The following is a 22,012-nucleotide window of genomic DNA, read 5'->3' on the forward strand; positions in this document are numbered from 1 at the left end:
CGGATTGCACTCAGAGCAAAAACTGCCCCTCGATCACGGTGCGGCATCGACCGGTGAGAATGACGCGGTCGCCGGTGCGTTCGCAGTCGACATAGCCGCCGCGCGCGCTGGCCTGATAGGCGGTGAAGCGGTCGCGGCCGAGCCGGTCGCTCCAATAGGGCGTGAGCAGGCAATGGGCCGAGCCGGTCACCGGGTCTTCGTCGATCCCTGCGCCCGGCACGAAGGCGCGGCTGACGATATCGGTCTCGGCGCCCGGCGCGGTGGCGATGATGAGCAAATTGCCGAGCTTGCCGAGCGCCGCGAAATCGGGGCGCAGCGCGCGCACTTGCGCGTCGTCCGCATAGACGAGCAGGCGATAGCCGCCGTCGCGGGCGTGCGTCTCCTGCGGCGCGGGGCCACCGAGCAGGGCGGCGATTTCTGCCAGATCGGCTGGCGCGGTGGTCATGCCCGGCAGATCGAGCCGGTAGGCGTCGCCCTCATCGCCCGCCACGCGTTCGACCACCAGATCCCCGGCCTGCTGTGTGCGGAAGCGCAGGCTCTGTCGCGCAGCGCCCATCAGGGCATGGCCGCTCGCCAGCGTGGCGTGGCCGCACAGCGCCACTTCGACGGTCGGCGTGAACCAGCGCAAGTCATAGTCCGCGCCGGCGCCGGGTGGGAGCGGCACGGTGAAGGCCGTCTCCGCGAGGTTATTCTCCTGCGCGATCGCCTGCAGCACATCGTCCGCCAGCCAGTGATCCAGCGGCATCACGGCGGCGGGGTTGCCGGTGAACGGCGCATGCGCAAAGGCATCGACCTGGACGAAAGGGAGGATCATCGGCGCTGCCGTCATGGGGCCGGCGTCTCCGGTCCGGGCGCCTTGCCGCTCGCGGCGGCTTCGTTGACGAGCACCGTGCGGGCATCCTGCTGGGTGAGCAGGTCACCGCCTTCCGGCTGGTCGGCGGGGTCGGGGTGGATAATCAGCTCCAGACCGGGGAAGTCGGCGGTCAGGGCGCGGGTGATGTCCTCCATCACCTCATGCGCCTGTTTCAGGGTCATGTGCGGATCGAGCCAGATGTGGAACTGGGCGATGTCATGCGATCCGCTGCTGCGGGTGCGCAAATCATGGATGCCGTGCAGGGCCGGGTGCCGCTCGGCAATGTCGAGAAAGCGCTGGCGCTTTTCCAGCGGCCATTCCTTGTCCATCAACTCGCCAATGGCGTGCATCGCCGTCCGTCCCGCACTGAGGGCGAGCCACAGGCCGATGCCGAGGCCGAAGAGTGCATCGGCGCCGCGCAGGTGCAGCGCCGTTTCCAGCACCAGCGCGAGGATGACCGAGCCGTTGAGCAGCAGGTCGCTGCGATAATGCAGGCTGTCCGCGCTGATCGCGACCGATCCCGTCGCCCGGATCGCGCGTGCCTGATAGCTGACGAGCAGGATGGTCAACACGATGGCGAGGATGGAGACGCCGATGCCATATTCGATCGCCGTGGGCGTGCCGGCACTGCCGAACCGCTCGACCGAGCGCAGGATGATGAGCACGGCGGCAACGCTGATCAGCGAGACCTGAAACAATGCGGCCAGAGCCTCCGCCTTCCCGTGGCCGAACCGGTGGTCGTAATCCGCCGGGCGCGCGGCGAGGCGGACGGCGAAGAGCGTGACGAGGCTGGCGACCAGATCCAGCCCGGTGTCCGCCAATGAGCCAAGCATGGCGATGGACTCGGTGCGCAGCACGGCCCAGCTCTTGGCCGCCGCGAGAATGAGCGCCACGGCGACGCTGGCGAGCGCGGCCTTGCGATTGATCGCGCCGGTCGTGGCGAGATGATCCTCGCGCGCCGCAGGCGTCGCCGCACTCACCGGCCATGCCTCATGGATAGAGCATCTGCGCGGCCCAGCGACCCGCGCCGTCCTCCTCGTAGCGGCGACGCTCGTGGAGGCGGAAGGCCCGGTCCAGCCAGAACTCGATTGCGCGCGGGGCAAGGCGGAAGCCCGACCAGTGCGGCGGGCGGGGCACGTTGACGCCGGCGAAGCGCGCCTCGACCTCCCTGATGCGATCCTCGAAGGTTTCGCGGGCATCCAGCGGCCGGGACTGATCGGATGCCCAGGCGCCGATTTGCGACACACGCGGGCGCGAGGCGAAATAGGCGTCGGCCGTCGCGGCATCCACCGGGCCGACCGGTCCCTCGATCCGGATCTGCCGCCGCAGCGACTTCCAGTGGAACAGCAAGGCCGCCTCGGGATGAGCAAGCAGTTCCCCGGCCTTGCGGCTCTCGAAATTGGTATAGAAGGTGAAGCCTTCCGGCCCATAGCCCTTGAGCAGGACCATGCGGGTGGAGGGGCGGCCCTGCGCATCGACGGTCGAGAGCGCCATGGCCTCGGGATCATTGGGCTCGCTGGCGCGGGCGTCGGCCATCCATTGGGCGAAGAGGGCGAAGGGGTTGTCCGTCAGCGTGGTCGGCTCGGATGAGGTCGCGGTCTGTGTCGTCATGCGCTTCACCTAGCCTGTGCGGCCGCGCGTGGAAACTCTCCTGTCGATGGTCGACCGCCTTTCATTCATGCGCGCGCAAGGCGCCGTGCCATAAAGTTCCCGTGCCGATGCCGGGCCAGTGGGGTGGACTGGCGCGGGACAATCCCTGCGCAAGAGGACATTGATGATCGTCTCTCCCCTCGTCCGGCTGATCGCCGCCACTTCCTTGCTTGCTGTCGCGTCGCCGGGCGTCGCCCAATGGGGTCGCGGTCCGGACCGCTGGGGCGGCTCGCGCATCGATTCGCCGCGTGCACCTCTGGTGAGCAGCGGCCGTGACTCGCGCGAAGGGCAGGTCGATGCCGCACAGTTCACCGCCGAGGGCGAGGCCGCGCGGCTCGGCAGCGGACCGGTTCAGGTTTCCACGCTGACCGGCGCGGTCGATGACGTCGCGGGCACCGCCCCCTTTGAAGCGGCGGTGATTGATCAGCTGGTGAAGGCCGGCTATAATACGTTGGCGCATGGCGAAGGCGAGAGCGGGCAGGTGACCGAACTGCGCATTCGTCGCGAGGTGCTGGTGCCCGAGGAGACCAAGCGCAAGCCGGTGAGCGGCGAAATGATGGTCGGAACCGGCACCTATGGATCGACGATGGGCATGGCGCTCGCGGTCGATCTCTCCAAGCCGCGCAAGGCGCTGGTCTCCACCCGGATGGAAGCGCGCATCCTCGACAAGGCCACCGGCGCCCCCCTGTGGGAAGGCCGGGCCGAGATCGCGACGCGCGAGGGCGATTCGCGCTGGAGCGACCAGGCGATCGCCACGCGCCTCGCCGAGGCGATGTTCGAGCGCTTTCCGAACGGCCCGGCACGCGTCGCCGCGCGATAGGGCCAATCGACATTCAGCTCTGACGGCCTGCAAATGGCGATTTTCCGTGCTTCCGGTGCTCACGTACCTTGAGTACGCTGCGCTCCGGGTCACGAAAAATCACCATTTTCGCCACGTCATCATCTGAATGTCGATCGGCCCTAGCCGCACGCCAATCCCCACTTGCGGCGCCGCGCCGCAATCGCCAGATGAATGCCATGAGGCATGATATCTTCGTGAACGGGTGGGTAGAACGACATGGCTGATCCCTATTCGCTGCTGGGCGTCCCCCGCAGTGCGGACGAGGCGGCGATCAAGTCCGCCTATCGCAAGCTCGCCAAGGAGCTGCATCCGGACCGGAACAAGGACAATCCCAAGGCCGCGGAGAAATTCTCCGAGGTGACGCGCGCCTATGATCTGCTGTCCGACAAGGACAAGCGTGCCCGCTTCGACCGGGGCGAGATCGATGCCGACGGCAACCCCACGCATCCCTTCGGCTTTGGCGGACAGGGCGGGGGCCGCTCGCAGGGCGGCGGGCCGGAAGGCTTTGAGTTCGGGGCCGGCGGCGCGGACTTCTCGGATATTTTCGAGGGGCTGTTCAGCGGTGGACGCGGGCGACCGGGCGGCGGCTTCGGCTTTGGCGGGCGCGGTGCGCCACCGCCGCAGCGGGGCGCCAACATGGCCTATCGCCTGTCCGTGCCGTTCACCGATGCCGCGACGCTGGCGCCGCAGCGCATCACGCTCGCTGACGGCAAGACCATCGATCTCAAGCTCCCTGCCGGTGTCGAGAACGGCACCCAGATGAAGCTGAGCGGCAAGGGCCAGCCCGGCCCGGCGGGCGCGGGCGATGCCATCGTCACCATCGAGATCGGCGATCACGCCTTTTACAAACGCGATGGCGACAATGTGCGGTTGGACCTGCCGATCAGCCTCAACGAGGCCGTTGCCGGCGCGCGCGTCAAGGTGCCCACGGTCGATGGGCCGGTGATGCTCGCTGTTCCGGCCGGCGCGCATTCCGGGCAGACGCTGCGGCTCAAGGGCAAGGGTTTCCATCGCAAAAGCGGTGGTCGCGGTGACCAGCTCGTCACGTTGATGATCGACGTGCCGGGCCATGATGCCGCGCTGAAGTCTTTCGTGGAGAGCTGGAGCGACACGCGGCCGTTGCGGACGCATCTGGGCGTGTGATCCCGGCGCGGGCAAGCCCTGCGCTATGGCCGGGGGCGAGGGGTGCATGTGCGCGATTCCCTCGCCTGCCGCTTTGTTCTAGAGATCGGGCGTGCTGACCAATCCCTCTCCGCAATCGCCTGAAGCGCGCCGTCGCCGGTTGCGCGATCGGGGGGAGCGCCTGCGCGCGGAAATCGAGCGGAGTCGCTGGGCGAGCCGGGCCCTGGCCGTGGTCAAGCGCGTTGCGGTCGGCGTCTATAATGACGGCTTCATCCATGCCGGCAATCTCGCTTATCTGACGCTGGTCGCGGTTTTTCCCTTCTTCATCCTTGCTGCGGCGATCGCGCAGATCCTCGGGCGCACCCGCGCCGGTCTCGAAACGGTGAATGGCTTTTTGCTGACGGTGCCGCCGAGCGTTGCGCAGGTGCTGCGGCCGGCGATCGTCGATGTGCTGGAGGCGCGCACCGGGCCCTTGCTCTGGCTGGGTGCCATCATCGGCCTGTGGACCGTGGGCAGCTTGATCGAGACGATCCGCGACATTCTCCGCCGGGCCTATGGCACGCGCTCGACATCGCCCTTCTGGCATTACCGGCTGCGCGCGATGGGGATCATCGTGCTCAGCGTCTTTGGCGCGCTGCTCGCTTTGTCTCTGCAGGTCCTGCTTGTCGCGGCGGAGACGATCGTCGAGCAATTGCTGCCCGGCAGCGACCAGGCTTTCGCCATTCTGACCGCCACCCGCTTCGTGCCGGCGATCATCCTTTATCTTGCCCTTTACTTCATCTTCGCGGCGCTGACGCCGAGCCGTTATCGCGCCAAGCGCTTCCCGAAATGGCCGGGCGCGGCGTTCACGGCGGGCTGGTGGTATGTCACCTCGTTGCTGCTGCCGCTCTTCTTCTCCAACATTACCAGCTACAGCCTGACCTATGGCGGTCTGGCGGGCGCGATGATCACGCTCATTTTTTTCTTCATCATTGGGCTTGGCGTGGTAATTGGCGCCGAACTCAACGCCGCGCTGGCTGATTTCCCGGACGGGGAAGAACCGGCGGAAGAGACGGAGGATCCAACATCATGACAGGCCTTATGGCCGGCAAACGCGGCCTCATCATGGGGTTGGCCAACGACAAGTCGCTGGCCTGGGGTATTGCCAAGGCACTTCACGCGCAGGGCGCACAAATGGCCTTCTCCTATCTGGGCGAGGCGCTGGAGCGGCGCGTGCGCCCGCTGGCGGCGGAAGTCGGCTCCGATTTTCTGTTGCCCTGCGACGTGTCGGACATGGCGTCGGTCGATGCCTGCTTCGAGGGATTGGCCGCGCGCTGGCCGACCATCGACTTCGTGGTCCACGCCATCGGCTTCTCGGACAAGAACGAGTTGCGCGGCGGCTATGTCGACACCAGCCTGGAAAACTTCCTGCTGACGATGAACGTCTCGGCCTACAGCCTCGTCGCCGTGACGAAGCGCGCGGTGCCGATGATGAGCGAAGGCGGGTCGATCGTCACGCTGACCTATTATGGCGCCGAGAAGGTGATCCCGCATTATAATGTGATGGGCGTCGCCAAGGCCGCGCTGGAAACCAGCGTCAAATATCTCGCCATGGACCTGGGGCCGCAGAACATCCGCGTGAACGCGATTTCGGCCGGGCCGATCAAGACGCTCGCGGCATCGGGCATCGGCGACTTCCGCTATATCCTCAAGTGGAACGAGCTGAACTCGCCGCTGCGCCGCAACGTCACCATCGAGGATGTCGGCGGGGCCGGGCTGTATCTGCTGTCTGATCTTGCCTCCGGCGTGACCGGCGAGATCCATCATGTCGATGCAGGCTATAACGTCATTGGCATGAAGGCCGAGGACGCGCCGGATATCGCGCTCGACAAGGGATGAGCGGCAGCGCAGCCGTCTGCGCTGCCCTGGCGGCTGAGCTGGAAAGAATGGCATGAGCTTCAATAGTTTCGGGCGGGTCTTCCGCTTCACCACCTGGGGCGAGAGCCATGGCCCGGCGATCGGCGCCGTGGTGGATGGCTGCCCCCCGGGACTGACGCTGAGCGAGGCCGATGTGCAGCCCTGGCTGGACAAGCGCCGCCCGGGCACATCGCGCTTCACCACCCAGCGGCAGGAGCCGGATCAGGTGCGCATCCTCTCCGGTGTGTTCGAGGGGAAGACGACCGGCACGCCGATCAGCCTGATGATCGAGAATGTTGACCAGCGCTCCAAGGACTATTCCGAGGTCGCGCAGGCCTATCGGCCCGGCCATGCCGATTATGCCTATGATGCCAAATATGGCCTGCGCGATTATCGCGGCGGCGGGCGCTCATCGGCGCGCGAGACGGCGAGCCGGGTCGCGGCGGGTGCCGTGGCACGGCTGGTCGTGCCGCAGGTCCAGATCCTTGGCTATGTCAGCGAGATCGGCGGAGACGCCATCGATCCTGCCGCATTCGATGCCAGTGAGATCGGCAACAATCCCTTCTTCTGCCCGGACCCGGCTGCGGCCGCGCGCTGGGAAGCGCTTGTCGATGCGGCCCGCAAGGATGGCTCCTCGCTCGGCGCGGTGGTCGAATGCGTCGCCATGGGCGTGCCCGCCGGCTGGGGCGCACCGCTTTATGCCAAGCTGGACAGCGAACTGGCGGCGGCGATGATGAGCATCAACGCGGTGAAGGGCGTGGAGATTGGCGACGGCTTTGCGGCGGCGCGGCTGCGCGGCGAGGAGAATGCCGACCCGATGCGCCCGGGCAACGACGGGCGCCCCGTGTTCCTCGCCAATCATGCAGGCGGCATCGCCGGCGGCATCGCTACCGGTCAGCCGATCCGGGTGCGCGTGGCGTTCAAGCCGACCAGCTCGATCCTCATTCCGCAGGAAACCGTGACGCGCGAGGGTGCGGCAGCGGACATCCGCACCAAGGGTCGCCATGATCCCTGCGTCGGCATTCGCGGTGTGCCGGTGGTCGAGGCGATGATGGCGCTGGTGCTGGCCGATCAGGCGCTGCTCCACCGGGCGCAATGCGGATGAGGACGGCCCTCGCAATCCTCGCTCTGGCAAGCCTTGCCGCCTGTCAGTCCCAGCCTGCCGATCCGGACAATGGCGCGCAGGCGGGTCGCAACATGGCTGTGCCGGCCAATGACAGCGCCGCCGCGGCGAATGCGGCTGAGGAGCCGGCGGAGGCAGAGACGCTCGACCAGGTCGGGCCGATCCGCATCGGCGCCACCCTCGCCGAGCTGGCCGCGCAAGGGCTCGCGGTCGCCGGGCGGGATGATCCCATGCCGGGCTCGACCTGCACCTATGCGCATTTCAAGGGCTGGCCGGACGCGGCGGTGATGCTGGATGGCGACCATGTCGTGCGGGTCGATGTCTCCGATGCGCAGCATGAGGGACCATTTGGCCTGCGCGTGGGCCAGAGCGAAGCCGAGGCGATCAAGCGGCTCGGTTCGGCCGAGGTGCAGCCGCATCCCTATACCGGCCCGACCGGCCATTATCTGGTGTTCCATCGAGCCAATGCGCCGACGGGGCTGATCGCGGAGACGGACGGCAAGACCGTGCAGAGCTGGCGCATCGGCCAGTGGGAGCAGGTCCAGTGGGTCGAGGGCTGCTCATGATCTTTGCGCCCGCCGGTCATGGCTGATCTGCGGCAGGCCAGCACGGTCCTGCGTATCGCGACGCCGGGGCAGGCCATGGTGGAGATCAACCGCGAGGTTTCGCGCTGGGCTTTGGCGCAGGGCATGGACGAAGGCCTGCTTACCGTCTTCTGCCGCCACACCTCCGCCTCGCTCACCATTCAGGAAAATGCCGCGCCGGCGGTGCAGAAGGATCTGCTCGCCTGGCTGGCGCGGATGGCGCCCGAGGACCAGCGCTACCTGCATGACGATGAAGGGCCGGACGATATGCCGGCGCATCTCAAGGCCGTACTGACCGGCGTTTCGCTCAGCGTGCCGCTGATCGGCGGGCGGCTGGCGCTCGGCACCTGGCAGGGCATCTATCTGGTCGAGCATCGCCGTGCCCCGCATCAGCGCGAGGTGGCGTTGCATCTTCTGGGATGCTGAGTGGCTTTTTGCGTATTTGCGATGCGCTCCCCGCACTGTTAGCCTGCTTCGCAACACCAAAAGGGGATCGAGCATGACCGAAGCCAGCGCGGGCGAAGACCGCAAGGAAACGCGCCTGCAATACTGGATGCTCGGCGGGTTCCTGGCGGGGCTGGTGTTGGGGCTGATCGTCCACAGCGTCGCGGCAGACGCGGCCTGGGTGGCGCTCGTCACCACTTATGTCACGCAGCCCATTGGCCAGATCTTCCTGCGCCTGCTCTTCATGCTCATCATTCCGCTGCTGGTCTCGGCGCTGATCGTGGGCGTCGCGGATATGGGGGAGGCGCGGCATCTCAAGACCGTGGGCCTGCGCACCTTGCTCTACACGGTCGTCGTTTCCAGCATTTCGGTCGCCATCTCTCTGGCACTCGTCAATCTGCTCCAGCCGGGCGGCGGCATCGATCCGGCGCTGGCCCGGAGCATGATCGCGCAATCCTCGGAAGGGGCGGCCTCCATCGTGGCGCAGGCCGGCGAGTCCAAAACCGGCGTCGAGGCGGTGCTGGCGATCGTGCCGACCAACTTCGTCGCGGCGATGAGCGCGAACGACATTCTGGCGGTGATGTTCTTCGCGCTCTTCTTCGGCGTCGGCTTCCTGCTGGTCGATCCAGCGAAGACCGCGACGATCAAGGCCGGGTTCGAAGGCATTTTCGAGGTCTCGATGCGGCTCATCGGCCTTGTCATCAAGCTCGCGCCCATCGCCATCTTCTGCTTCATGTTCAATCTGGCGGCGCTGTTTGGCTGGGAACTGATCGGGCGTCTTTCCGCCTTTGTCTTTGTCGTGCTGCTGGCGCTCGGCCTGCAGATGTTCGGCGTGTTTCCGCTCATCCTCAAGTTCATCGCCGGCAAGAATCCCATCGCCTTCTTCCGCGAGACGCAAGAAGCCAGCGTGATGGCTTTCGCCACGGCCTCTTCCAATGCGACCCTGCCCACATCGTTGCGGGTCGCCGAGGAGGGCCTGAAGCTCCCGCGCCCTATCTCCCGCTTCGTGCTCACCATCGGCGCCACTGCCAACCAGAATGGCTCAGCCATGTTCGAGGGCGTGACGGTGCTGTTCCTCGCGCAATTTTTCGGCGTTGATCTGTCGCTCGGCCAGCAGCTCGTCGTGATGCTCATCTGCATCATGGGCGGGATCGGCACGGCGGGCGTTCCGGCCGGCACGCTGCCGGTGATCGCGCTCATCCTCGCCAGCGTGGGCGTGCCCCCGGCAGGCATCGGGCTCGTGCTGGGTGTGGACCGCTTCCTCGATATGTGCCGTACCACGGTGAATGTGGTGGGCGATCTGGTCGCGGCGCAGGTGATCGCCAGCACCTCCCGCGATGAGCTGCCGCGGGAGCCTGCCGATATCGTCATCCATTGATCGCTCCGATGGCTGGCGACCTGCAGACAATCGTCGACGAGATCGTCGCGGCCATGGCGGCCGAACGGGATCGCGGCGCCGTCGCGACCTATATCCCCGGCCTTGCCAACGTGTCCCCCGACCAGTTTGGCATGGCCATTGTCGGCGCGGACGGGACCATCGCCGTCGGCGGGGATGCGCGGACCAGCTTTTCGATCCAGTCCATCTCCAAGGTGTTCGCGCTCACCATGGCGCTCGGCAAGGTGGGGGACCAGCTCTGGAAGCGCGTCGGCCGCGAGCCTTCGGGCAATGCCTTCAACTCCATCGTCCAGCTCGAGGCCGAACAGGGCATTCCGCGCAATCCGTTCATCAACGCCGGTGCGCTGGTGGTGGCGGACGTCAATCTCTCCGGCCATCAACCGCGCGAGTCCATCGGCGCGCTGCTGCGCTTCGTGCGCTATCTGGCGGACGATGACAGCATCGCCATCGATGAAAGCGTGGCGCGCGGCGAGGCGGAGACGGGCTACCGGAACATCGCGCTGGCCAATTACATGCGGGCCTTCGGCAACATCCACAATCCCGTCGAACTGGTGACGGGCTGCTATTTCCACCAATGCGCCATCGCCATGGATTGCGTGCAACTGGCGCAGGCCGGCCGCTTCCTCATGCTGGATGGACGCCAGCCGGCGGGCGGGCGCGTGGTCTCACCCCGCCGCGCCCGCCGCATCAACGCGCTGATGCTGACCTGCGGCCATTATGATGCCAGCGGCGACTTCGCCTTTCGGGTGGGGATGCCGGGCAAATCCGGCGTCGGCGGTGGCATTCTCGCCGTCGTGCCCGGCAAGGCGAGCATCGCCGTCTGGTCGCCCGGCCTCAACGAAAGCGGCAACTCCCACCTCGGCACGCGCGCGCTCGAACGGCTGGCCGAAGCGACCGGCTGGAGCGTCTTCAGCGCGCGGGCGTGAGTGGGGCAGGGCCGCTCTTGCGCATTCGGGTGATCACCGCCCTTGGCAAGCGGTTGCCGCGCGCCTAACTGGCATCCATGCCACCGGACAATCAGGATAAGGATCTGCCCACGCCGCCTGCATGGGCGACGTTGCGGCGTTTTCTGCCCTATCTCTGGCCGGCGGGTGAGCCCAATCTCAAGGCGCGGATCATCGTCGCGCTGGTGCTGGTGTTGCTGGGCAAGGCGATCATCCTGGTCATGCCCTTCGCCTATAAGGGTATCATCGACCGGATGGGGCCGGGGATGCAGGCGGGGGTGGCCGTCGCATTGGGGCTGGTGCTGGCTTATGCCGGCGCGCGCTTTGGCGGCGTCGTCTCGGATAATCTACGCAATGTCGCCTTCGAGCGGGTCGGGCGCAATGCCCAGCGACTGATGGCCGAACAGACGCTGCGCCACCTGCACAATCTCTCGTTGCGCTTCCACCTCAACCGCAAGACCGGCGGCGTCACCAAGGTCATCGAGCGGGGCACCACGTCCATCGAGACGATGCTGCACTTCCTGCTCTTCAATATCGCCCCGACGGCGATCGAGCTGATCGCGGTGTGCATCATCTTCCAGGTCAAGTTCGGCTTCGGGCTGGTGGCGGGCACGCTGGTGATGATCGCGCTCTACACGGCCTTCACGCAGAAGATCACCGAATGGCGGAACGCGCTGCGGCGGGAGATGGTCGATCTCGATACCGGGGCGACGGCCCATGCCGTGGACAGCCTGCTGAACTTCGAGACGGTCAAATATTTCACGGCGGAGGACCGCGAGGCCGCGCGCTACGGGGCTGCGCAGCGCAGCTACATGAACGCCGCGACCAAGAGCAATAACAGCCTTGCGATGCTCAACATCGGCCAGGCGCTCATCACCAATGTGATGATGGGCGGGGCGATGGCGTTTACGGTGTGGGGCTGGGCGCAGGGCCGGTTCACGCCGGGCGATGTCGTACTGGTGAATGCGCTGCTGATGCAGCTCTTCCGCCCGCTCGATCTGCTTGGCATGGTCTATCGCACCATCCGGCAGGGCCTCATCGACATGGAGGCGATGTTCCGGCTGATCGATACCGAGACCGAGATCAAGGACGTGCCCGATGCGCCGCCGCTGGCGGTGACGGCGGGCGATATCCGCTTTGAGGACGTGGTGTTCGGCTATGATCCCGACCGGACGATCCTCAAGGGCGTGAGCTTCCACGTGCCGGCGGGCACGACGCTGGCGGTGGTCGGGCATTCGGGCGCCGGCAAGTCGACCATCGCGCGGCTGCTCTTCCGCTTCTACGATATTCAGGGCGGCCACATCCTCATCGACGGGCAGGATATCGCGCGCGTGCAACAGACCTCGCTGCGCGCCGCCATCGGCATCGTGCCGCAGGACATGGTGCTGTTCAACGATACCATCGGCTACAACATCGCTTATGGCCGCGACGGCGCGACGCAGGCGGACATCGAGGCCGGCGCGCGCGGGGCGGCGATCGACCGCTTCATCGACTCGCTGCCCAAGGGCTATGACACGCGGGTGGGCGAGCGCGGCCTCAAGCTCTCCGGGGGCGAGAAGCAGCGCGTGGCCATCGCGCGCACGCTGGTGAAAGATCCGCCGATCCTGGTCCTCGACGAAGCGACCAGTGCGCTCGACAGCCGCACGGAAGCGGCGATCCAGACCGTGCTCGATGACGTGGCGGCGCGGCGCACGACGATCATCGTCGCGCACCGGCTCTCGACCATCGTCCATGCCGACAGCATCATCGTGATGGATGACGGCCGCGTGGTCGAGCAGGGCACGCACGCGCAATTGCTCGCGCTTGGCGGCCATTATGCGCAGATGTGGATGCGCCAGCAGGCCGAGCGGATGAACCCGGAGGCGGGATTGGCGGCATCCGAACCCAGCGCATCGCTGGAGGATGCGGCGGAGTAGCTCAGGCGGCGATATCCGGCGCGATGCTGTGCTTCATCATGTCCACCGCGCGGGAGGTCGCGAGGCGGGTGTCCCCGGCCAGCTTCTTCACCTCATTGGCGACGACCGCGAAACCCTGACCGGCCTCGCCGGCGCGGGCGGCTTCGATGCGCGCGTTGAGCGCCAGCAGGTTGGTCTGGTTCGCGATGGCGCCGATCGTGGTCACGATGGCCGCCAGTTCGGCCATGGTGGACTGGAGCCGCGCATTGCCGCGCTGCAATTCACCCTGCAAGCGCTGGCTTTCCTCATAGCGGGCCTGCACTTCCTGTTCGAGCTGGACCTGCCGGGTGACGTCGGAGGCGATCTTGAGGATGCGCACCGGTCTGCCCTGACAATCGACAACGGGATTGTAGGTGGCCTGAAGATAGACGGACGCGCCGCCTCGTGAGCGCCGCTCATAGCGGCCGGCGTGGAACGCGCCTGAGGTCAGTGTCCGCCAGAAGGCCGCATAGTCAGTGGAGCGCACGAAGGATGGCGTGCAGAAGATGCGATGATGCTCGCCGACCACCTCATCGAGGCGGTAGCCCAATGTCTCGAGCAGCACGTCATTGGCCCACAGGATGGTGCCTTCGGGGCTGAATTCGATGACGCCCTGGGACCGGCAAATGGCTTGCCATGCTGCGTCGGTCCGCCCGTCTTCGAGATATGCGTTCATGAATCACCTTGTGGTCGTCCCGGCAGGTGAGGCCCCTGTGGTTAAGCGCTGCTTACCATCGGGCGGTTTCGCGACGAGCCGTTGAACGCGGCTGAAGGTGCTATCGCAATCTGAGCATCATGCCAGGGCGAAGCAGCCCAAGGACGGTGCCCATATCCTCCGGGGCGATGGCGACACAGCCTTCGGTCGCCTTGGGCTGGCCATTCTCGCCGATTACCCATTGATGGAAGAAGATCGCGCTGCCCATGCCGGGCGCTGGCGGCGCATCATTATGGCCAAGGACTATGATGACGTCATAGGCCTTATCCTCGCGCGCAAGCCGCTCGTGGCTGGTGTGGCGCGGCAGGTGGACGGGCCGGTTATAGGCAGGGTCGGCGGGATCGTCGCTCCAGCCATCGTCCGGCCGGACCCAGCGCCACGGGATTGCTGGCGCCTGAGCGGCATCGATGCGACCGGGGCGGAGCAGCGCGGCGCGAACCGGCCAGTCACCGATGGGCGAGGCGCCATCGCCCTCGCGCTTGTCCGCCGCAGCGATAAGGCCGCCCTTGCCGATGACGCAGGCGCAGGACCAGCCGCCGATGGTCAGCCGGCCAGCGGCGCCATCGACCAGAATGGCCGGCGCGTCGCTCACAATTGGTGGCCGGTGCGGTCCCGCTTGGTGGCGAGATAGCGCTCATTATGGGGGTTGGAGGGCAAAGCGAGCGGCAGCCGTTCGGCAACGCGGATGCCCTGCGATTCGAGGCCGGCGACCTTCTCCGGATTGTTGGTGAGCAGCCGGATTTCGTCGATGCGGAGCAGATCGAGCATGCGTGCCGCGACGCCGAAATCGCGCGCATCGATGGCGAAGCCCAGGCGGACATTGGCGTCCACCGTGTCGAAGCCCTGATCCTGCAGCTGATAGGCACGCAGCTTGTTGATGAGGCCGATCCCGCGCCCCTCCTGCCGGAGGTAGAGCAGCACGCCCCAGCGCGCATGGGCGATCTCGTGCAGAGCGCCGTGCAATTGCGGGCCGCAATCGCATTTGAGCGAGCCGAGCACGTCGCCGGTCAGGCACTCGCTGTGCAGGCGGACGACCGGGGCGCTGCCGTCACGCTCGCCGATGACGAGGGCGATGTGCTCACGCGGATCTTCGGGCGAGCGGAAGGCGACGATCTGCGCATCCACGCTGGCTTCGACGGGCAGCCGCGCGCGGGCGGCGATGGCGAGCCGGGTCGGGTCTGCATAAGTGGCGATGTCGTCCGCGCTCAGCTGCACCTCGGCCTCGGCGTCCTCGGAGCCGATGAAGAAGGCGGGCAACATGCCGGCGAGGCGCGCAAGCGTAAGGGCTGCGGCGGCCAGGGCCGGGTGCGGCACCGGCAGGGCGCGGAACGGACCTTTGAGCGGCGTCGCGAGATCACGCACCGGATCGGCAATGGCCATGGCGGCGGCGGGCGAATCGATCCAGCGCTCGCGGGCGATGAGCGCCGGCGCTTGCGGGTCCGCCGCCTCCCGCTGGTTGGCGAGCTTGAGCGTGACGGCCCGCGCTGCGGAGAGCAGCAGCGGTGCCTCTGCAACCGGGTCGAAGGAGGAGAGGCTGGCTGGCGTTGCGCCTTCCACAGGCAGCAGCGTCAGCGCCCCACCTGCATCGACCAGCCGGATGGGCCAGCCGCGCCGAAGGGCATCGATGGCGCGAGCCGCAGCGCGCCCGTCCATTATCGCGCGCCCATCAGAAGGCGAATTCCGTGATCAGCGGGGCATGGTCCGAGGGGCGCGTCCAGCTGCGGCAATCCTCGGCGACCTGATGCGAGACCGCCGTTTCCGCGAGATCGGGGCTCAGCCACATATGATCGAGCCGACGGCCGCGATCCGACTTTGCCCAATCCTGCGCGCGGTAGCTCCACCAGGTGTAGAGCCGCTCGGGCGCGGGCACGAAGCGCCGGCCAAGGTCGATCCAGTTGTGCGAGCTTTGGAGATGGCCGAGCAGGTCGCGCTCGATCTGGGTGTGGCTGACGACGTTGATGAGCTGCTTGTGGCTCCACACGTCGCACTCGAGCGGCGCGACGTTGAAGTCGCCGAGCAGCAGGGTCGATCCGCCGAGCTTGCCCGACCAGTCGATCATGCGCTGCAGAAAATCGAGCTTTTGGCCGAACTTGCGGTTGATCGTGCGGTCCGGCTCTTCGCCGCCGGCGGGCACGTAGACATTCTCGATGCGCAGGCCGTTTTCCAGCCGCACGCCGATGTGGCGCGCCTCGCCATTGGCCTGCCAATCGAGTCGCTCGTCCTCACGCACCGGAATGCGGCTGACGATGGCCACGCCATGGTGCATCGGCTGGCCGTGCAGCACCTGATGATTATAGCCGAGCCGGCGGAACAGGCCCTCCGGAAAGGAGCCGTCCACGACCTTCGTCTCCTGCATGCACAGAACGTCCGGCTGATACTCGGTAAGGAAGCGCTCGACGATTTCGAGGCGGGCGCGGACGCTGTTGATATTCCAGGAGGCGATCTTGAGAGTCTGCTTGGTCGACATGGCCAAAGTCCCTAGCCGCCCTCGGCGCCGAACCCAAGCCGCGAAGCGATTATTTTGACTCGAGCGGCTGTGCGCCGCGGCATCAGGCCGGGCGGATCGCGCGGACATCGAAAACCCCCGCTCCGGGGGGCATGGAGCGGGGGCTCGAAGAAAGCGCCTGAATTTTTGCGCATGTGGTGCGGGGCGAAGCCCGGGCAACAGGGGGGAATCCCGAGTTCAGTCCCCGCGCCACATCGCTTTTCTAAGTCAGCCCAGATGACCGCCCGATGAATGGACCTGTCAGACTTGGGCAAGATTGTCGGTTTTTGCGCACGGGAAGAGGGGAGCTGTGATCATCCGTAAAAAATTCCGCCGGGACGGGGCGGGCGCGCGGGTTTGATGCCGATCAATGTCGGCGGCGCCGTTCGGTGAAAAGAGGGCTCATCACATGGTTTGCAGGAGCATTCGCGATGAACCTTCTTATGCAGTGGCCGGTCCTGACCTTCATCGGCATGGTTGCGGTCTTTGGCGTCATTCTGGCGGCGGTTTCGGTTCTCGATCTCAAGAGCGAGTGACGGCCGGCGGGCATGCGCCGGGGCGGGCGGACCTTGCCGGTGAGGCAAGGGCGCCTATCTCGGCTGCATGGCCCTCCCATCCCCGCACGTTGCCGCCGTCGATCGGCCGCTATCCCAGCCGGAGCGCGCGCTGGTCGAGCGGATGTTCGGCGATGCGATCGCGCTCGATGAGGTGCGAATTCGCAACCGCAAATGGTGGCCTTTCCAGCCGCGTGCCATCGTCATGGCGCCGCGCGGGCATATTCATTTCCATCCGCAGGGGCGCAGCTACTGCGATTGCTTCGGTGCCGGCGATCTGGCGGCGCAAGGGCTGTTCATTCACGAAATGACGCATGTCTGGCAGCACCAGACCGGGACCAACCTATTGGTGCGGCGGCACCCGTTCTGCCGCTATGATTACGACTTCCAGCCGGGCAAGCCGTTCGCGCGCTACGGGATCGAGCAGCAGGCGGAGATCGTCCGCCATGTCTTCCTGATGCGCAGCGGTCGGCAGGTGCCGGGCAAGCCGTCTTTGCCGGAGCTGGAGGCGATCCTGCCGTTCGGCCGGGCGTGAGCCGGTCAGGCGGTGGCTTCTTCCAGATCGACAAGCCGGTGATAGCCACCGCGATAGAAGATCAGCGGCGATCCCTCGGGCGCACGCTCCATGGCCTGCACCGCGCCGACGACGAGAAGATGGTCGCCCAATTCCACGACCTTTTCGATCGCGCATTCGATCCATGCGAGCGCGCCATCGAGGATCGGCAGGCCGCCGGGGCTGGTGCCATGGGCCATGCCCTCGAACTTGTCGTCATGCCTTGAGGCGAATCGCCGGCAGGTCTCCAGCTGGGCATTACCCAGCACATTCACGCAGAAGCGGCCGGTGGTGGCGATATTGGCCCAGCTTCCCGAGCGCTTGTCGGGCAGGAAGCCGACCAGCGGCGGATCTAGCGAGATCGAAGAAAAAGTGCCGACTGCGAGGCCCCAGCGCTGACCGTCCGCATTGTTTGAGGTGATGACGCATACGCCGGTGGGATAACTGCCGAGAACGTCGCGGAAATGCTTGGGATCAATCAATGCGCCACCTGTTTCTTCTGGCGCCCGCCCTGTGCGTGACGGAGGCCGCATTCCAATTACACTGCGGTGAAAACCGCTCACCGGCATGGCGCCCAACCTGCAAGCTGTGACGTGAGCCTGTCAACCGCCCCCTTTTCAACCGGCAGCATCCTCCGCCTGCAGGCGAGTCGCCGTTTCCCGGATTAGCGCGATCATGTTCGGCAGCCCTTGCGTGCGATTGGACGAGAGCTGGCGCTTTAGGTCGAAGGGTGCGAGCGCCTGCTCGATATCGAACGTCGCGACCTCCGCCGGCATCCGATCCTGCACGGTGAGAAGGACCAGGGCGATGATGCCCTTGGTGATGGCCGCGTTGCTGTCCGCCAGGAAATGCAGCGCGCCATTGTCCAGCCGTGTCGGGTAGACCCAGACGGAGGCGGAGCAGCCCCGCACGAGCGTCGCGTCCGTCTTCAATGCGTCCGGCATCGGCTCCAGTTCGCGGCCCAGATCGATCAGCAGCCGGTAGCGCTCATCGCCTTCGAGCAGTTCGTAATCGTCCTGGATGGTCTGCAATGTCGTCATGCCGCCCATATAGGTCGCGGCGCGCGGGAGGCCAGTGAAACTCTTTGGGTCAGACGTCGATGCCGGCGGCGATGGCTTCCAGCTTGCGGACGCGCTCCTTGAGGTCGACCATCTCTATCAGCCCGCTGGCCAGGGGTGCGTCCGGGGTCGGCGCGCGCGGGGCGGCGCGGCTGGGGGCCATGTCCAGCTCCGCCCGCTTGAGCGCCAGCCATCCGTTCCAGCCCTTGAGCATGGCCAGGGCGACAAGTGCGAATGATAAAGTTAGCGCTATCATGGTCATGGCGTGCTTCACGAGGTCAAGATCGGTCATGACTCTATCTCCTCCTGTCGATGTCTTAGTGGTCGGTCCGCGTGGGGATTTCGTGCGGGGCGGATTCAGCGCCGCCGAGCTGGTCGATTTCATGGGCGAGGGCGGCGCCGCGATCGGTCACGATCCGCTCCAGCACGCGCACCCGCTGCTCCAGCCGCTCGACCTGCGCGGCATATTGTGCGGCCTTTTCTGCGGTCTGTGCCGAGTACGTCCAACTCGCGCTCGCGGAGCTTCATCTTCTGCCGCATATATTTGCTCCAGATGCCCCCGATGACCGGGATGCCGACGACAATCATGAAGAATAACAGCATTGAAGCAGGCATGATGGGCTCCCGGCCAGTTGAATGGCGATCAGTTGGAGGGGGTGCGCAGGCTCTCGATCTCGTTGGTCAGGTGAAGGGCGCTGTCGGTCACGATGCGCTCCACATTGGCCAGCCGATCCTTGACCGCGCCAAGCTCGGCACGCAGCTGCGCATTCTCCTGGCTGAGCAGCTTGATGCGCTCGCTCAGCTCCTCATTCTTCTGCGGATAGACCGCCTTGCCCCAGCTGTTCTCGAGCGGATAGCCGTGCCGGACGCGCAGCCATGTGTTGAAGACCCATCCGGCGATGGCCAGCAGGCCGAGCAGTGAACTGGCGCCGACGATGAGCGGCATCGATTCGACGACGGCGTCCGCGGTGATAGGATCCATGGTTCAAATTTCCCTGTAATCGAGCGCTGTTGCGCCTCTCATTCGCCTCGCGCGTCTTGTCAGCGCAGGCTGTCGATCTCGTCGGCGAGCCGGGTGTTGCGGCTGGTGTAGAAGGTCTCGATGTCGGACAGGCGCCGGTCGATGTCGCGGAACTTGCTGCGCACATCGCGGGTGGAGCGCGCCGGATTGGTACGCACGCCCTGCCAGAAGCGCTCGTCTTCCCGGTCGGCATAGAGGCCGGTCGGCTTGGGCTCGGCCATCCATGCGGCGAGCAGATAGGCGATCACCGTCCACGGGAAGCCGCCGGCCAGCGTAACGAGCACGGCGCCAATGCGGACCCAGAGCACGTCGATGCCCATATAGTCGGCAATGCCGGCGCACACGCCCATGGCCTTGGCATTTTTCTTGTCGAGGTAGAATTTGGTGCGGCGGGCGGACATCTCAGTTCCTCCTGTCGAAATAGGGATCGTCGCTCGCGCTCGGGCGGGCTGGACGGAAATCGGGATTATCGGCGGCGATGATCCGCTCGACCGTCTGGAGGCGCTCCTCCAGGCGACGGGCGAGCATGTGCATCTCATCGAGCAGCCGTTCGTCCTCATCGGTGATCTTGGGCGCCTGCTTCCACTTGGTGACATAGTGGAAGATCAGCCACGGCATGCCGATGAACAGCATGCCGCAGATGACGATGGGCAGAAAGACGTCCTCCATGGATCAATCCTTCCTGGCTTGCGCGGCCTTGAGCGCCGCGAGTTCGGCTTCCACCTTGTCGGCGGACTGAAGTTCGGCGATCTCCTGCTCCAGCGTCTTGGGCTGACCGCCCAGACCCATGGCATCGGCCTCGCCTTCGGCCAGATCGACCCGGCGCTCCAGCAGTTCGAAGCGGGAGAAGGCATCCTGCACGCGCTCGCCATTGTACATCTCGCGCGCACGCCGGCGCGTCTGTGCGCTCTCCATGCGGGCGACGAGGCTGTTCTGCCGGACGCGCGCCTCGCGCAGCTTGGCCTGCAGCTTGGCGATGTCCTCTTCGGATGCGGCCAGCGCCTCATCCAGCATGGCAATCTGCCCGCGCAGCTGCTCGGCCATGTCGCCGGCCTTCTGCTTTTCGACCAGCGCGGCCTTGGCAAGGTCTTCGCGATCCTTGGAGAGGGCGAGCTGCGCCTTATCGACCCAGCTTTCCTGCAGGGCGTCGAGCTTGGCGATGTGGCGGCGCATCTCCTTCTGGTCGGCGATGGTCCGCGCTGCCGATGCACGCACCTCGACCAGCGTCTCCTCCATTTCGAGGATGATCATGCGGATCATCTTTGCCGGGTCCTCGGCGCGATCCAGCAGATCGGTCACGTTGGCGGCAACGATGTCCCGGGTGCGAGAGAAAATACTCATGTACATACTCCAACTGAGGCGGTTCGGTCGGGGCAGCGGGGGTGTGCTGCCCCGACCTTGAAGCCGTCACACAAGGGATTGTGACGGCTTGTCCGGTGTGTTGTCCAGAGCCGCTGCAGTCGTGGCGGCAGAGTTGCCGGTGACAGCAGGGCCGACAGCGCCGATCACCATGATGGCGCTGAAAATGAGGGTGAGAAGCGTTGCGGCGGTTTGGGCACCGAAGCGGTCGATTGTGTTCAACATGGCGGTCTCTTCCTGATCCTGGTTAGGCCTTCAAATCCCGCTCATTGGCGGATTGCCCAATGCATTGCAGGGGGCGTGCCAATTTCTGATAAGCCCGGATTTTCGCCAATTTCTTCCCGGCCGAGGTGCGCGCGAAGCATTGTTTGTTGCAATGAGTTGGGAAATATCCCTAAAAGTTGGGAATGGAAAAGACGACGCATTTTGTCGGGGAATCCCTCGCCTTTCTGGATGCGGTCGAGCAGGCCGGCCGCGCGGCCGATCTCAACCGCCCGGTGCTGGTCATCGGCGAGCGGGGTACTGGCAAGGAGCTGATCGCCGAGCGCATCCATCGCCTTTCCCAGCGCTGGGATGGACCGCTCATCATCATGAACTGCGCCGCCTTGCCCGAGATGCTGATCGAGGCCGAGCTGTTCGGCCATGAGGCTGGCGCCTTCACCGGCGCGACGCGGGCGCGGGCCGGTCGCTTCGAGGAGGCCGATGGCGGCACATTGTTCCTCGATGAACTGGGCACGCTCTCCATGGCGGCGCAGGAGCGGCTGCTGCGCGCCGTGGAATATGGCGAGGTGACGCGCATCGGCAGTTCGCGGCCGCTCACCGTGGATGTGCGCATCGTCGGGGCGACCAACGAGCATCTGCCCGATGCGGTGGAAGCCGGGCGGTTCCGGGCCGACCTGCTCGACCGGCTGAGCTTCGAGGTGATTACCCTGCCGCCTCTGCGCGGCCGCGAGGGCGATGTCGACGTTCTGGTCGAGCATTTCGGGCGCAAGATGGCATCGGAATGCGGCTGGTCGTCCTGGCCGGGCTTTTCCAAGCGGATGATGACGGCGCTCAACGCCTATCGCTGGCCCGGCAATGTGCGCGAGCTGCGCAATGTCGTCGAGCGCGCCGTATATCGCTGGCCCGATCCGGATCGGCCGATCGACGAGATCCAGCTCGATCCTTTTGCCTCGCCATGGAAGCCGCAGCCGATGCCGGGCAAGCCCGCTGCCGCCAGCGCGGCGCCTGTTGCCGGTCCTTCAGAGGAGGGCGCGGCCGAGGACGGGCGATTGCTGATCGCGCTGGACGATGTCGCCGACTTTCGCGGCGCTGTCGACGCGCATGAGGCCGCGATCCTGCGCCATGCGCTCCAGCGCCACCGCTTCAACCAGCGCGCCACGGCCAAGGCGATCGGGCTCTCCTACGACCAGTTGCGGCACTGCCTGAAGAAACACGCCCTGCTTTGAGGCGCTTGCCGCCTCGCGCAGGGCGCCGGCCG

At 66.0% G+C, this 22,012-nt stretch carries 27 protein-coding genes and 1 pseudogene; 12 read left to right on the forward strand and 16 right to left on the reverse strand.

Annotated features, from left to right (window positions below):
- Positions 1–10: 10 nt before the first annotated feature.
- From M2332_RS11510 to pdxH, 3 genes are read right to left on the reverse strand one after another with little or no spacing between them, the layout of a single operon-like run.
- Complete coding sequence (locus M2332_RS11510; protein WP_264574139.1) at positions 11–829, reverse strand: PhzF family phenazine biosynthesis protein; 819 nt, start codon at positions 827–829, stop codon at positions 11–13.
- Positions 826–1,833, reverse strand: a complete 1,008-nt coding sequence (locus M2332_RS11515) for a cation diffusion facilitator family transporter (RefSeq protein WP_264574140.1) — start codon at positions 1,831–1,833, stop codon at positions 826–828. Before M2332_RS11515 ends, M2332_RS11510 begins: the two co-directional genes overlap by 4 nt.
- Before the next feature lie 10 nt (positions 1,834–1,843).
- Positions 1,844–2,464, reverse strand: coding sequence for a pyridoxamine 5'-phosphate oxidase (pdxH, locus tag M2332_RS11520; RefSeq protein WP_264574141.1), 621 nt, complete (start codon positions 2,462–2,464; stop codon positions 1,844–1,846).
- 163 nt (positions 2,465–2,627) lie between these two features.
- Between pdxH and M2332_RS11525 the strand changes: the two genes are divergently transcribed.
- The 10 genes from M2332_RS11525 (at position 2,628) to M2332_RS11570 (ending at position 12,769) form a co-directional block, all read left to right on the forward strand.
- Entirely contained in the window at positions 2,628–3,323 is a 696-nt protein-coding gene (locus M2332_RS11525) for a DUF4136 domain-containing protein (protein ID WP_264574142.1), read from the forward strand.
- Positions 3,324–3,560: 237 nt separating this feature from the next.
- The gene (locus tag M2332_RS11530) at positions 3,561–4,487 is read left to right on the forward strand and encodes a DnaJ C-terminal domain-containing protein (protein ID WP_181560876.1); all 927 of its coding nucleotides are present in this window, start codon (positions 3,561–3,563) and stop codon (positions 4,485–4,487) included.
- A gap of 94 nt (positions 4,488–4,581) precedes the next feature.
- Entirely contained in the window at positions 4,582–5,538 is a 957-nt protein-coding gene (locus tag M2332_RS11535) for a YihY/virulence factor BrkB family protein (protein ID WP_264572320.1), read from the forward strand.
- Positions 5,535–6,344, forward strand: coding sequence for an enoyl-ACP reductase FabI (fabI, locus tag M2332_RS11540; RefSeq protein ID WP_181560875.1), 810 nt, complete (start codon positions 5,535–5,537; stop codon positions 6,342–6,344). Before M2332_RS11535 ends, fabI begins: the two co-directional genes overlap by 4 nt.
- Before the next feature lie 52 nt (positions 6,345–6,396).
- The gene (gene aroC / locus M2332_RS11545) at positions 6,397–7,467 is read left to right on the forward strand and encodes a chorismate synthase (protein ID WP_264574143.1); all 1,071 of its coding nucleotides are present in this window, start codon (positions 6,397–6,399) and stop codon (positions 7,465–7,467) included.
- Positions 7,464–8,051 (forward strand): hypothetical protein, encoded by a 588-nt coding sequence (locus M2332_RS11550; RefSeq protein WP_264574144.1) that lies wholly within the window; start codon positions 7,464–7,466, stop codon positions 8,049–8,051. The genes aroC and M2332_RS11550 overlap by 4 nt, the downstream gene beginning before the upstream one ends.
- Positions 8,052–8,078: 27 nt before the next feature.
- Positions 8,079–8,495, forward strand: a complete 417-nt coding sequence (locus tag M2332_RS11555; protein ID WP_264574959.1) for a secondary thiamine-phosphate synthase enzyme YjbQ — start codon at positions 8,079–8,081, stop codon at positions 8,493–8,495.
- A 73-nt stretch (positions 8,496–8,568) separates the two neighbouring features.
- A complete protein-coding gene (locus tag M2332_RS11560; RefSeq protein WP_264574145.1) occupies positions 8,569–9,891 on the forward strand; it encodes a dicarboxylate/amino acid:cation symporter in 1,323 nt (440 codons plus the stop codon).
- An 8-nt stretch (positions 9,892–9,899) separates the two neighbouring features.
- On the forward strand, positions 9,900–10,835 hold the full coding sequence (locus M2332_RS11565; RefSeq protein ID WP_413715958.1) for a glutaminase: 936 nt from the start codon (positions 9,900–9,902) through the stop codon (positions 10,833–10,835).
- Between the two features lie 77 nt (positions 10,836–10,912).
- Positions 10,913–12,769, forward strand: coding sequence for an ABCB family ABC transporter ATP-binding protein/permease (locus M2332_RS11570; RefSeq protein ID WP_264574147.1), 1,857 nt, complete (start codon positions 10,913–10,915; stop codon positions 12,767–12,769).
- A gap of 1 nt (position 12,770) precedes the next feature.
- Here M2332_RS11570 and M2332_RS11575 read toward each other — a convergent pair whose 3' ends face one another.
- The 4 genes from M2332_RS11575 to M2332_RS11590 form a co-directional block, all read right to left on the reverse strand.
- Positions 12,771–13,463: a methyl-accepting chemotaxis protein gene (locus M2332_RS11575; RefSeq protein ID WP_264574148.1), complete on the reverse strand. Its 693-nt coding sequence runs from the start codon at positions 13,461–13,463 to the stop codon at positions 12,771–12,773.
- A 100-nt stretch (positions 13,464–13,563) separates the two neighbouring features.
- Positions 13,564–14,094, reverse strand: a complete 531-nt coding sequence (locus tag M2332_RS11580) for a L,D-transpeptidase family protein (protein ID WP_264574149.1) — start codon at positions 14,092–14,094, stop codon at positions 13,564–13,566.
- Positions 14,091–15,155, reverse strand: a complete 1,065-nt coding sequence (gene ribA / locus M2332_RS11585) for a GTP cyclohydrolase II (protein WP_264574150.1) — start codon at positions 15,153–15,155, stop codon at positions 14,091–14,093. The genes M2332_RS11580 and ribA overlap by 4 nt, the downstream gene beginning before the upstream one ends.
- Before the next feature lie 13 nt (positions 15,156–15,168).
- Positions 15,169–15,969, reverse strand: coding sequence for an exodeoxyribonuclease III (locus tag M2332_RS11590; protein ID WP_181560868.1), 801 nt, complete (start codon positions 15,967–15,969; stop codon positions 15,169–15,171).
- Between the two features lie 621 nt (positions 15,970–16,590).
- Here M2332_RS11590 and M2332_RS11595 point away from each other — a divergent pair.
- On the forward strand, positions 16,591–17,076 hold the full coding sequence (locus M2332_RS11595; RefSeq protein WP_264574151.1) for a vgr related protein: 486 nt from the start codon (positions 16,591–16,593) through the stop codon (positions 17,074–17,076).
- A gap of 5 nt (positions 17,077–17,081) precedes the next feature.
- Here the strand turns inward: M2332_RS11595 and M2332_RS11600 are convergent, their stop codons facing one another.
- The 9 genes and pseudogenes from M2332_RS11600 to M2332_RS11640 all read right to left on the reverse strand — a co-directional run bounded on the left by M2332_RS11600 (position 17,082) and on the right by M2332_RS11640 (position 20,757).
- Positions 17,082–17,576, reverse strand: a complete 495-nt coding sequence (locus tag M2332_RS11600) for a flavin reductase family protein (protein WP_264571491.1) — start codon at positions 17,574–17,576, stop codon at positions 17,082–17,084.
- 135 nt (positions 17,577–17,711) lie between these two features.
- Positions 17,712–18,143 (reverse strand): SufE family protein, encoded by a 432-nt coding sequence (locus tag M2332_RS11605; protein WP_413715179.1) that lies wholly within the window; start codon positions 18,141–18,143, stop codon positions 17,712–17,714.
- Between the two features lie 40 nt (positions 18,144–18,183).
- Positions 18,184–18,444 carry a hypothetical protein gene (locus tag M2332_RS11610; protein ID WP_264574152.1) on the reverse strand — a complete coding sequence of 87 codons (261 nt, stop codon included), beginning with the start codon at positions 18,442–18,444 and terminating at the stop codon, positions 18,184–18,186.
- 25 nt (positions 18,445–18,469) lie between these two features.
- Positions 18,470–18,692 (reverse strand): annotated as a pseudogene (locus tag M2332_RS11615) (hypothetical protein).
- Between the two features lie 103 nt (positions 18,693–18,795).
- Positions 18,796–19,098, reverse strand: a complete 303-nt coding sequence (locus M2332_RS11620; RefSeq protein WP_181561549.1) for a cell division protein ZapB — start codon at positions 19,096–19,098, stop codon at positions 18,796–18,798.
- 95 nt (positions 19,099–19,193) lie between these two features.
- Positions 19,194–19,574: an envelope stress response membrane protein PspC gene (gene pspC, locus M2332_RS11625; RefSeq protein ID WP_181560863.1), complete on the reverse strand. Its 381-nt coding sequence runs from the start codon at positions 19,572–19,574 to the stop codon at positions 19,194–19,196.
- 1 nt (position 19,575) lies between these two features.
- Positions 19,576–19,842, reverse strand: a complete 267-nt coding sequence (pspB, locus tag M2332_RS11630; RefSeq protein WP_181560862.1) for an envelope stress response membrane protein PspB — start codon at positions 19,840–19,842, stop codon at positions 19,576–19,578.
- Between the two features lie 3 nt (positions 19,843–19,845).
- Complete coding sequence (gene pspA / locus M2332_RS11635) at positions 19,846–20,514, reverse strand: phage shock protein PspA (protein WP_264574153.1); 669 nt, start codon at positions 20,512–20,514, stop codon at positions 19,846–19,848.
- Between the two features lie 66 nt (positions 20,515–20,580).
- The gene (locus tag M2332_RS11640) at positions 20,581–20,757 is read right to left on the reverse strand and encodes a hypothetical protein (RefSeq protein ID WP_264574154.1); all 177 of its coding nucleotides are present in this window, start codon (positions 20,755–20,757) and stop codon (positions 20,581–20,583) included.
- Between the two features lie 182 nt (positions 20,758–20,939).
- Here M2332_RS11640 and pspF point away from each other — a divergent pair, with 182 nt between their 5' ends.
- Entirely contained in the window at positions 20,940–21,980 is a 1,041-nt protein-coding gene (gene pspF / locus M2332_RS11645; RefSeq protein WP_264574155.1) for a phage shock protein operon transcriptional activator, read from the forward strand.
- Positions 21,981–22,012 lie beyond the last annotated feature (32 nt).

Source organism: Sphingobium sp. B11D3A (assembly GCF_025961695.1).
Taxonomy (GTDB): Bacteria; Pseudomonadota; Alphaproteobacteria; order Sphingomonadales; family Sphingomonadaceae; genus Sphingobium.